The organism is Pseudomonas putida (genome assembly GCF_002906855.1).
Taxonomy (GTDB): domain Bacteria; phylum Pseudomonadota; class Gammaproteobacteria; order Pseudomonadales; family Pseudomonadaceae; genus Aquipseudomonas; species Aquipseudomonas putida_N.
On sequence record NZ_MINI01000048.1, the window covers coordinates 516,585 to 527,303 of the forward strand.

Genomic DNA, 10,719 nt, shown 5'->3' on the forward strand with positions numbered 1-10,719 from the left:
TCGGGCTGGCCCGCGCGCCATTTGTAATCGAAGCCAGGTCGGCTGAGAAGAGGGGCAATGCAAAAATAGTTTGCCGTTGATCCGGCAGGCCCGAGCCCGCCGAAGCGGGCCCGGGTGAAGCGTTATTTCTGGGTCAGGCCATCGGCCCGGAACATCTGGCGGATACCGCGGATCGCCTGCCGAATACGGTCCTGGTTCTCGATCAGGGCGAAGCGCACATGGTCGTCGCCGTAGTCACCGAAACCGATGCCCGGCGACACGCAGACTTTGGCTTCGGCCAGCAGTTTCTTGGAAAACTCCAGTGAACCGAGGTGCGCGTACTGCTCGGGAATCTTCGCCCACACGTACATCGACGCCTTGGGGTTCTCGACCATCCAGCCCAGCTCGTGCAGGCCCTTGACCAGCAGGTTGCGACGCTGGCGGTACTGCTCGGCGATATCCCGCACGCATTGCTGGTCGCCTTCCAGCGCGGCGATGGCAGCCACCTGCAGCGGAGTGAATGTGCCGTAGTCGTGGTAGCTCTTGATCCGCGCCAGGGCGCTGACCAGCTCGGGGTTGCCGACCATGAAGCCGATCCGCCAACCGGCCATGTTGTAGCTCTTGGACAGGGTGAAGAACTCTACCGCGATGTCCTTGGCGCCCGGTACCTGCATGATCGAGGGCGCCTTCCAGCCGTCGTAGACGATGTCGGCGTAGGCCAGGTCGTGCACCACCAGCACGTCATACTGCTTGGCCAGGGCCACCACGCGCTCGAAGAAGTCCAGCTCAACGCACTGGGCAGTCGGATTGGACGGGAAGCCGAGGATCATCATCTTCGGCTTGGGGATCGATTCGCGGATCGCCCGCTCCAGCTCGTTGAAGAAGTCCACCCCCGGCACCAGCGGCACCGAGCGCACCTGGGCACCCGCGATCACGGCACCGTAGATGTGGATCGGGTAGCTCGGGTTGGGCACCAGCACGGTGTCGCCGTGATCCAGGGTGCCGAGCATCAGGTGCGCCAGGCCCTCTTTCGAGCCGATGGTGACAATGGCTTCGCTTTCCGGGTCGATATCGACCTCGTATCGCTCCTTGTACCAGTTGGAGATGGCCCGGCGCAGGCGTGGAATGCCGCGGGACGTGGAATAACCATGGGTGTCATCACGTTGGGCGACCTGCACCAGCTTCTCGACGATGTGCGGCGGGGTCGCGCCATCGGGGTTGCCCATGCTCAGGTCGATGATGTCCTCGCCACGGCGGCGGGCAGCCATCTTGAGTTCGGCAGTGATGTTGAAGACGTAAGGGGGGAGACGATCGATGCGCGCGAAGCGGCGCGGCGAACCTGGATTGGCCATGGTTTCCTCTGCAGACGTAAGCGCCCGGAACCGTCCGAGCGACGCTGGCCGCTGCGGCGGCCTGAATCAGAAGATAGTGCCGAAACAGGATATCTGTAAAGGATAATTTCCTGTTTCCTTAGAATTTTTCAGATGTATTTTTTGAAAATAAAGAATTTATGTTTTCACGCCAAAACAGGAAAAACAGGCATGAAAAAACCCGGCACAGTGGCCGGGTTTTAGTGAAGCACTTGCCTCGATCAGCGCGCGTAGGTCATCAGCACGTCTGCAGCGGTCTGGCTGTCCACACCCATCATCACGCTCAGGGCAGTGACGGTGAGGATGGAGAAGCCGAACACCTTGCGAGCCCACTTGCTGTCATCCTCGGCCTTGTAGCCACCCCAGGCCATGTACAGCCAGTAGAGGCCCATGGCTGCCGCCACGGCCAGGTAGCCGAGGCCGGCGTAACCGCCGAGGGTGAGCATCAAGGTGGCGAGCAGGAACGCCAGCACGTACAGCACGATCTGCTTCTTCGCCGCGAGGATGCCGCGCGCCACCGGCAGGACCGGAATGTTGGCAGCGCTGTAATCCTTGAAGCGGAAGATCGCGATGGCAAAACTGTGCGGCATCTGCCACAGGCTGAACATCACCAGCAGGGTGACAGCAGCCAGGTCGAAGCTGTTGCTCACGGCGCAGTAGCCGATCACCGGAGGCATGGCACCGGACAGGCTGCCGACCAAGGTGCCGTGCACCGATTTGCGCTTCAGCCAGAGGCTGTAGAAACCGACGTAGACGATGAAGCCGATCAGCGCACAGAACGCCGACAGCGGGTTGGCCTGCACATACAGCAGGCTGAAGCCCGCCACCCCAAGCAGGGTGGCGTAGACCAGCGCGAGGGTCAGCGACATGCCGCCCTGGACCATGACGCGGTTCTTGGTGCGCTCCATCTTGTGGTCGATGTCACGGTCGATGCAGTTGTTGAACACGCATCCGGACGCCACCACCAGCGAAGTACCGATCACCACCGCCAGGAACAGGGCGAAGTCCACATGGCCCTTCGAGGCAAGGAAGAAACCGCCTGCCACGGAAAGCACGTTACCGAAAATGATCCCCGGTTTGGTGATTTGGATAAAGTGCTTTACGGACATGCAGTCTTACCTCACTTGGCCATCATTTCGAAGTGGATGCTGAACATGATCCACAGCGACAGGCCGACCAGCAGAGCGATTACCATCGCGGTGAACAGGAACGTCGACACATTGGAACGCTGCTCTTTCGAGCGGTCCATGTGCAGGAAGTACACGAGGTGTACCACTACCTGAATCACAGCCATGGCCACGATGATCAGAACGGTCAGGTTCTTCGGCAGGCTTGGCGACATGGCCAGGCCGAACGGGATCGCGGTCAGGATGATCGACAGGATGAAGCCGATCATGTACGACTTGACGCTGCCGTGGTTACCTTCGTGATGAGTGTCGTGTGCGTTAGCCATTACAGAACTCCCAGCAGGTAGACGACGGTGAATACGCAGATCCAGACCACGTCCAGGAAGTGCCAGAACAGGCTCAGGCAGCTCATGCGGGTCTTGGCGGTCGGCGTGATGCCGTGCTTGTTGATCTGGTACATCATGATTGCCATCCAGATCAGGCCGGCGGTCACGTGCAGACCGTGGGTACCTACCAGGGCGAAGAAGCCCGACAGGAAGCCACTGCGGGTTGGGCCGAAGCCCTCGCCGATCAGGTGATGGAATTCATAGATTTCCATCGCGATGAAGCCTGCACCGAACAGGAAGGTCACAGCCAACCAGCCCAGTACGCCCGCTTTCTTGCCGTCGAACATCTTCAGCATGGCGAAGCCGAAGGTGATCGAGGACAGCAGCAGGAACAGCGTTTCAACAGCTACGAAGTCGAGCTGGAAGATGTCGTGACCCGACGGGCCGCCGGCAAAACTGCCGGACAGCACCGCGTAGGTGGCGAAGAGCGACGCAAACAGGATGCAGTCGGTCATCAGGTACAGCCAGAAACCGAGGACGGTCATCTGGCCCGAGTCGTGGTGGTGGTCATCGTGAGCATGGTCATGACCATGCGCGCCACCGTGGATTACTTGACTGGACATTGATTACACCCGTTCAAACGATTCGACACGTGCGCCGGCAGGCAGAGCACCTGCTTTGGCCAGCGCCTTGAGACGCTCGCCTTCGATGCGCGCCACTTCTTCGGCCGGAACCATGTAGCCCTGGTCGTCACGCGCAGCGTGGCGAACGAAGACCGCGATGGTTGCCAGCAGGCTCGCGCCAACCAGCCACCAGATGTGCCAGATGAAAGCGAAGCCGAAGACAGTCAGGAACATACCCATGAACAGACCGGTAGCGGTGTTGTTCGGCATGTGGATCGCTTCGTACTTGCCCGGCACCTTGTAGGCAACACCGGCTTCCTTGGCTTCGTTCCAGCAGTCCAGGCCAACTTTCTCTGGCATGTGGGCGAAGTTGTAGAACGGAGGTGGCGACGAGGTCGACCATTCCAGGGTACGGCCGCCCCATGGGTCGCCGGTCACGTCCAGGTTCTGCTCGCGATCGCGGATCGAAACGACGATCTGGATCAGCTGGCAGGCGATACCGAACAGGATCAGCACGGCGCCGACAACGGCTACGTACAGGTAGGGTTCCCACAGTGGGTTGTCGGAGTGGTTCAGACGACGGGTCATGCCCATGAAGCCCAGGGCGTACAACGGCATGAACGCTACGTAGAAGCCGGAGATCCAGAACCAGAAGGCAGCTTTGCCCCACTTCTCGTTCAGCTTGAAGCCGAACGCTTTTGGCCACCAGTAGGCGAAGCCGGCGATGTAGCCGAATACCGCACCACCAATGATCACGTTGTGGAAGTGAGCGATTACGAACAGGCTGTTGTGCAGCACGAAGTCAGCACCTGGAACAGCCAGCAGAACGCCAGTCATGCCACCGATCGAGAAGGTGATCATGAAGCCCAGGGTCCACAGCATCGGTGCGGTGAAGCGCACACGGCCCTGGTACATGGTGAACAGCCAGTTGAACAGTTTCACACCGGTCGGGATGGAGATCAGCATCGTCGCCAGGCCGAAGAAGGTGTTGACGCTGGCGCCGGCACCCATGGTGAAGAAGTGGTGCAGCCATACAGCGAAGCCCAGGACGGCGATGGCGCCCGATGCGTAGATCATCGAGTGGTGGCCGAACAGACGCTTGCCGGAGAAGGTCGAAGTCACTTCCGAGAACACGCCGAAGGCCGGCAGGATCAGGATGTAAACCTCAGGGTGACCCCACGCCCAGAACAGGTTGACGTACATCATCGGGTTCCCACCAAGCTCGTTGGTGAAAATGTGGAAGTCCAGATAACGGTCAACAGTCAGCAGTGCGAGTGCAGCAGTCAGGATCGGGAACGAAGCCACGATCAGCACGTTGGCCCAGGTGCAGGTCCAGGTGAAGATCGGCATGTCCATCAGCTTCATGCCAGGTGCGCGCATCTTCATCACGGTGACGAGGAAGTTCACGCCGGTCAGTGTCGTACCCAAGCCTGAGAGCTGTAGCGCCCAGATGTAGTAGTCGACACCCACCCCAGGGCTGTACTGAATGCCCGCGAGCGGCGGATAGGCAACCCAGCCGGTCTTGGCGAATTCACCAACGCCCAGCGAGATGTTGACCAGCAGCACGCCTGCCAGCAGCAGGTAGAAGCTCAGGGAGTTCAGGAACGGGAAGGCAACGTCACGTGCACCGATCTGCAGAGGAACCGCGAGGTTCATCAGGCCGGTGAAGAACGGCATCGCCATGAAGATGATCATGATCACACCGTGAGCGGTGAAGATCTGGTCATAGTGTTCAGGCGGCAGGTAGCCTTCGGAGCCACCGGTAGCGGCAGCCAGCTGGGTACGCATCATGATGGCGTCGGCAAAGCCGCGCAGCAGCATGACCATCGCGACGACGATGTACATCACGCCGATCTTTTTGTGGTCGACAGTAGTCAGCCACTCGGTCCACAAGTAGGTCCACTTGCGGAAATAGGTGATAGCACCAACGACAGCAATACCCCCGAGCGCGATCATGGCAAGCGTCACCATGACTATCGGCTCGTGGAAGGGTATCGCCTCCAGGGTTAATTTACCGAACATCTCTTACTCCTCTGCACCGGCAGCTGGTTGCACACTCGACTCGGTGGTGGCCAGATCTTTGCTGCCTGCTTCTTCGTGGACCGGCTTGCCGCGGTTCATACCTTCGTACTTGTCGACGATGGTCTGGAACAGTTCAGCAGGTGCCTCGCTGTACAGCGCGACTGGGTTGTATTCGCTAGGTTTGGCCAGTGCTTCGTACTCGGCCTTGCCCAGTTTCAGTGGCGACTGCTTGACCTCGGCGACCCACTTGTCGAAGTCTTCCTGAGAGGTCGCATTAGCCTTGAATTTCATGCCGGTGAAGCCAGCACCGCTGTAGTTGGCGCTGATACCGTCGAAGACGCCATTTTCGTTGGCGATCAGGTGCAGCTTGGTGGTCATGCCCGCCATCGCGTAGATCTGGCCACCCAGGCCCGGGATGAAGAACGAGTTCATCACGGCGTCGGAGGTGACGCGGAAGTTCACCGGGACATTAGCCGGGAAGTTGATCTGGTTGACGGTGGCGATGCCCTGTTCCGGGTAGATGAACAGCCATTTCCAGTCCAGCGCGACCACGTCGATCTGGATCGGTTTCACGTCGGAATCGAGCGGACGGTATGGGTCCAGCTTGTGGGTCGACTTGTAGGTGACGTAACCCAGGGCGATGATGATGATGATCGGGATGATCCACACCGCGAGTTCGATCTTGGTCGAGTGCGACCAGTCGGGGGTGTAGGTGGCTGCCTTGTTGGAAGCACGGTACTTCCAGGCGAATGCCACGGTCATGATGATGACCGGAATCACCACCAGCAGCATCAGGCCGGTCGCGATCAGGATCAGGTTCTTTTGCTCAATGCCGACCTGACCTTTCGGGTCGAGCAGGGTCCAGTTGCACCCACTGAGTAAAAGCATGCCTAAAAAGGGCAATATGCCAAACAGTCTGGGGTAACGCTTTTTACTCATCTCACGACCTCTAGATCAGCTTGCTTCAATGCAATTTGTGTTTTGGTAGCCAACACTTCGTCCTGCCAAGTGCGGCATTTCGCGCCCGTACTCGCTCCTGCCCGGGCCCGACTGCAGGACCTTGGCGCAAAGCGTGTTAGCGGTGCTTATGGTTTCGTAGGCAACAGGCCTGTACTTCAGACCAAGTCCATTTGGTGCGGGAAAACGCGGAGGGGGGTCCGCCCGGTATCGCCGTTGGGCGAAACTTGACGAAGTCAGCAAAAAGGAGCGCTGGGGCTTCCTTCAATCCTGCGACTCGCAAGCAGTGCCGAACGGAAATTGGGGGCGATTGTAGATAGGTCGCCAACCCTTGACTATGACTTATTGAGCAACAGTCCTTTACAGAATCCGTAACAATCCAGCTCGATAAATCAACTTCGCGACAGTTTGTCGCACCCCGCTTAATAGCCCTCGAACCCGCATTTCGCAAGGCTTTGAGGTTGATCTGGATCAAGCGGGGGAAGACTTTTCGCTCTTCTCATCCGGTGCAAAAGACCACACCGAAATCGGGACTTATGTCTAAGGCTGGCGCCGGTTGCGGTAGATGCCGAACGGTACCAGGATGGCCGTCAGGACGAACGCCACCAGCGCCCACTGCGCCAGTGACAAACCGAGGATCGGCGGGTACGGCGTGCTGCAGAAGCCGTCGACCTGGAACGCCAGTGGCCAGAGCTTGGCCAGGGGCAGGTCGTCGACGATCGGCTGCAGCGTATCGATGCCGCAACTGACCATGGGGTTGGCGAGTATATACACATGGTTGCCAGCCGCAACGATTCCGCCAATGGCACTAAGCACTACCAGACCCTCGAACAGGGTCAGGCTGCGGCGCCCGGGCATGGCAGCGGCAATGAACGCAAAGATGGCAATAAAGAGCAAGGCATAGCGTTGCAGGATGCACAGTGGGCAAGGTGCCTCGCCCAGTACCACCTGCATGTACAGCGCTCCGCCGATCAGGGCGAGGCAGATCACCCCCAGCAGCACCAGAAAGCGCCGTTCGCGATTCAGGCGCGATGTTTGTTCGTTCATTGCCGATTCCTTCGATGGATAGGTGGCAGCGTGGTCCGCCCGCCTGAGTGCAATTCTACACGCAGGCATGGCCCTTTAGCGTGCGAGGGGGCGGCGAGACAGCACTGCGCAGGGCTATCCGGAGACTCTGTGACCGGCTGCAGCAACGTCGGTTCAACATCGGCCGGTAAAAAAGCGGCTGCCCGGGTGCCGCGCAGGGGCAAGCCCCTCGACACCCGGGAGTGAAGGATACAGTGATTAAAGGAGGATTAAAGATGAAAGGTGCCCGAGGCACCTTTCATCTTTCTTTATATATAGGCAGGAAATATTCGCCGGTACCGGCCCTTTGGCGGGGCAAGCCCGCTCCTACAGGGCAGCCGCCGGCCCGAAGAACTCGTAGCGGCTCTGCTGCTCCGGCACACCCAGGCCCTTCAACTGGCGCTTGACCGCCGTCATGAAGCCCTTGGGCCCAAGGAAGTAGGCATCCACGTCACGCCCGTGCGGCAGCCACTCGGCCAACAGGTCCTCGCTCAGCAGGCCCACGGCATCGGCGGCAGCACCACCGTCCAGTTCGGCATAGCAGTAGAAGCGCTTGAGCTGCGGATGGCGCTCGGCCAGGCCGTCGACCCAGTCGCGGAAGGCATGCACGGCACCGTTACGCGCACAGTGGATGAAGTGCACCTCACGCGGGGTTTGCAGTGCGGCTTCGAGCATCGCCAGGGTTGGGGTAATGCCCACACCACCGCTGATCAGCACCAGCGGTTTGTCGCTGGCCGCCAGAGTGAAGTCACCCGCTGGCGGGAACAGCTGCAGCGTGTCGCCCACCACCAGCTCATCGTGCAGGTAGTTGGAGACCTTGCCGCCCTCCTCGCGCTTGACGCTGATGCGGTATTGGCGGCCGTCGCACAGGGCCGACAGGGAGTAGTTGCGGCGCTGCTCGGCACCGTCGATGAACAGCTGCAGGCCGATGTACTGGCCTGGCTCAGCCTTGAGTACCGGCTGGCCGTCCACCGGGGCGAAGTAGAACGAAGTAATCTCGCTACTTTCCTGCTCGCGACGCACCAGGCGGAATTCACGAGTACCGCGCCAGCCGCCCGCAGCCTCTTCCTTCTGTTTGTAGAGGCTTTCCTCGGCACCGATCAGGATGTCGGCCAGTTGGCCGTAGGCAGCGGCCCAGGCAGCGATGACCTCAGGGGTGGCGATTTCCTTGCCCAGCACTTCTTCGATGGCGCGCAGCAGGCAGCGGCCGACGATCGGGTAGTGCTCCGGCAGAATCTGCAGGGCAACGTGTTTGTTGATGATCTGGCCGACCAGGCCACCCAACTGCTCCAGCTGGTCGATGTGACGGGCATACATCAGCACGCCATTGGCCAGGGCGCGCGGCTGCTCGCCGCTGGCCTGGTGGGCCTGGTTGAACAGCGGACGGACCTCTGGGTATTCGCTGAGCATCATCTTGTAGAAGTGGGTGGTCAGCGCCTCACCACCGGTTTCCAGCAGAGGGACAGTGGCTTTGATGATTGCACGTTGTTCGGCATTGAGCATTTGCGACAACTCCTGAGCCTGAGGCTTCAAATGGTTGCCACTGCTGTTACAGCAATCGTGCCAACTTTTTTCGCCAATAAAATCAGGGCATTGACGCCGATCATGTCAAATAGACCTACCCGGGCGTATAGTCAAAACGACTTACAGGAGTCCATATGACTACAAAGCCGTTGCTCACCACTTTGCTGCCCCTGGTCAGTGACCTGTCCCGCGACTTGCCCGACCAGGAACGCTACCGCCGGCTGCTGCAGGCGATGCGCGGGCTGTTGCCCTGCGATGCCGCCGCGCTGCTGCGCCTGGATGGCGAATGGCTGGTGCCGCTGGCCGTCGATGGGCTTTCGCCCGATACCCTGGGCCGTCGCTTCAAAGTCAGTGAGCACCCGCGCTTCCAGATCCTGCTCAGCCGCCCGGAGCCGACACGCTTTGCCAGCGACTCCGAGCTGCCCGACCCTTACGATGGCCTGGTCAACGCTCATGACGCCGCCCTCGAGGTACACGACTGCATGGGTTGCCCGCTGATGGTCGACGAGCGCCCGTGGGGCCTGGTTACCCTCGACGCCCTGACCCCAGGCCAGTTCCAGAGCCTGGAACTGGAAGCCCTGCAGGCCTTCGCCAGCCTGGCCGCCGCCACCGTGACCGTGGCCGAGCGCATCGAGCACCTGGCCCTGCGCGCCGAGGACGAGCACCACCGCGCCGAGATCTACCGCCAGGCCAGCGGCCAGGACAAGGAGCTGATCGGCCAGAGCCCGGCGCACAAGCGCTTGCTCGAAGAAATCCGCCTGGTAGGCGGCAGCGAGCTGACCGTGCTGATCACCGGCGAAACCGGCGTGGGCAAGGAACTGGTGGCCATGGCCCTGCACCAGGCCAGCAACCGCGCCGACAAACCCCTGGTCAGCCTCAACTGTGCAGCCCTCCCCGACACCCTGGTGGAAAGCGAACTGTTCGGCCATGTGCGTGGCGCCTTCACGGGCGCCCACGGCGAACGCCGCGGTAAGTTCGAGCTGGCCAACGGTGGTACGCTGTTCCTCGATGAAGTGGGCGAATTGCCGTTGACCGTGCAAGCCAAGCTATTGCGCGTGCTGCAGAGTGGCCAACTGCAACGCCTGGGCTCGGACCACGAACATCGCGTCGATGTACGCCTGATCGCCGCCACCAACCGCGACCTGGCCGCCGAGGTGCGCGCAGGCAACTACCGCGCCGACTTCTACCACCGCCTCAGCGTGTATCCGCTACAGGTGCCGCCGTTACGCGAACGTGGTCGCGACGTACTGCTTATTGCTGGCTATTTCCTCGAACAGAATCGATCGCGCCTTGGCTTGAACAGCCTTCGGCTGAGCAGTGAAGCGCAAGCAGCACTGCTGGCGTATGACTGGCCGGGCAACGTGCGCGAACTCGAACACCTGATCGGTCGTTCGGCCCTCAAGGCCATGGGCCAACACCCGGAGCGCCCACGCATCCTCACCCTGGATGCCAGCGACCTCGACCTGCGAGCCCCCCAGCCAGCCCCGACAGCGCCCCTTGCCCATGCCACGCCTGCAGCCCTGGCGGTACCCGTCGGCGGCCTGCGCGAAGCACTGGATGATTACCAGCGCCAGGTGATCGATGCCTGCCTGCAACGTCATCAGGACAACTGGGCCGCAGCAGCCCGCGAACTTGGCCTGGACCGTGCCAACCTGAGCCGCCTGGCGCGCCGCCTGGGGCTTCGCTGAGTCAACACTCACTAAAGAACTATCCGCAAAGCCATCTG

9 protein-coding genes are annotated in these 10,719 nt (G+C 60.7%); 1 reads left to right on the forward strand and 8 read right to left on the reverse strand.

The annotated features are described in order from the left end of the window. Positions 1–122 precede the first annotated feature (122 nt). The 8 genes from alaC to hmpA all read right to left on the reverse strand — a co-directional run bounded on the left by alaC (position 123) and on the right by hmpA (position 8,972). Positions 123–1,331 (reverse strand): alanine transaminase, encoded by a 1,209-nt coding sequence (alaC, locus tag BGP85_RS25175; RefSeq protein ID WP_103445641.1) that lies wholly within the window; start codon positions 1,329–1,331, stop codon positions 123–125. Between the two features lie 239 nt (positions 1,332–1,570). Beyond that, positions 1,571–2,458 (reverse strand): heme o synthase, encoded by an 888-nt coding sequence (gene cyoE / locus BGP85_RS25180; protein WP_054887539.1) that lies wholly within the window; start codon positions 2,456–2,458, stop codon positions 1,571–1,573. Between the two features lie 11 nt (positions 2,459–2,469). Continuing rightward, positions 2,470–2,802 carry a cytochrome o ubiquinol oxidase subunit IV gene (gene cyoD / locus BGP85_RS25185; protein WP_103445642.1) on the reverse strand — a complete coding sequence of 111 codons (333 nt, stop codon included), beginning with the start codon at positions 2,800–2,802 and terminating at the stop codon, positions 2,470–2,472. Continuing rightward, positions 2,802–3,425 (reverse strand): cytochrome o ubiquinol oxidase subunit III, encoded by a 624-nt coding sequence (gene cyoC / locus BGP85_RS25190; RefSeq protein WP_027920308.1) that lies wholly within the window; start codon positions 3,423–3,425, stop codon positions 2,802–2,804. Before cyoC ends, cyoD begins: the two co-directional genes overlap by 1 nt. Before the next feature lie 3 nt (positions 3,426–3,428). Continuing rightward, positions 3,429–5,447, reverse strand: a complete 2,019-nt coding sequence (gene cyoB, locus BGP85_RS25195; RefSeq protein ID WP_027920309.1) for a cytochrome o ubiquinol oxidase subunit I — start codon at positions 5,445–5,447, stop codon at positions 3,429–3,431. 3 nt (positions 5,448–5,450) lie between these two features. Then, a complete protein-coding gene (cyoA, locus tag BGP85_RS25200; RefSeq protein WP_103445643.1) occupies positions 5,451–6,386 on the reverse strand; it encodes a ubiquinol oxidase subunit II in 936 nt (311 codons plus the stop codon). 558 nt (positions 6,387–6,944) lie between these two features. After that, on the reverse strand, positions 6,945–7,451 hold the full coding sequence (locus tag BGP85_RS25210) for a disulfide bond formation protein B (protein ID WP_103445644.1): 507 nt from the start codon (positions 7,449–7,451) through the stop codon (positions 6,945–6,947). A 345-nt stretch (positions 7,452–7,796) separates the two neighbouring features. Then, positions 7,797–8,972, reverse strand: coding sequence for an NO-inducible flavohemoprotein (hmpA, locus tag BGP85_RS25215; protein ID WP_103445645.1), 1,176 nt, complete (start codon positions 8,970–8,972; stop codon positions 7,797–7,799). A 155-nt stretch (positions 8,973–9,127) separates the two neighbouring features. On the opposite strand from hmpA, the gene norR reads away from it, so the two are divergent. Next, positions 9,128–10,681 (forward strand): nitric oxide reductase transcriptional regulator NorR, encoded by a 1,554-nt coding sequence (gene norR / locus BGP85_RS25220; RefSeq protein WP_103445646.1) that lies wholly within the window; start codon positions 9,128–9,130, stop codon positions 10,679–10,681. Positions 10,682–10,719: the final 38 nt, after the last annotated feature.

What these genes read in the sequence shown, in the direction of transcription:
- alaC (WP_103445641.1), bottom strand. Translation starts at nt 1,331, where the DNA reads ATGGCCAATCCAGGTTCGCCGCGCCGCTTCGCGCGCATCGATCGTCTC.
- cyoE (WP_054887539.1), bottom strand. Translation starts at nt 2,458, where the DNA reads ATGTCCGTAAAGCACTTTATCCAAATCACCAAACCGGGGATCATTTTC.
- cyoD (WP_103445642.1), bottom strand. Translation starts at nt 2,802, where the DNA reads ATGGCTAACGCACACGACACTCATCACGAAGGTAACCACGGCAGCGTC.
- cyoC (WP_027920308.1), bottom strand. Translation starts at nt 3,425, where the DNA reads ATGTCCAGTCAAGTAATCCACGGTGGCGCGCATGGTCATGACCATGCT.
- cyoB (WP_027920309.1), bottom strand. Translation starts at nt 5,447, where the DNA reads ATGTTCGGTAAATTAACCCTGGAGGCGATACCCTTCCACGAGCCGATA.
- cyoA (WP_103445643.1), bottom strand. Translation starts at nt 6,386, where the DNA reads ATGAGTAAAAAGCGTTACCCCAGACTGTTTGGCATATTGCCCTTTTTA.
- BGP85_RS25210 (WP_103445644.1), bottom strand. Translation starts at nt 7,451, where the DNA reads ATGAACGAACAAACATCGCGCCTGAATCGCGAACGGCGCTTTCTGGTG.
- hmpA (WP_103445645.1), bottom strand. Translation starts at nt 8,972, where the DNA reads ATGCTCAATGCCGAACAACGTGCAATCATCAAAGCCACTGTCCCTCTG.
- norR (WP_103445646.1), top strand. Translation starts at nt 9,128, where the DNA reads ATGACTACAAAGCCGTTGCTCACCACTTTGCTGCCCCTGGTCAGTGAC.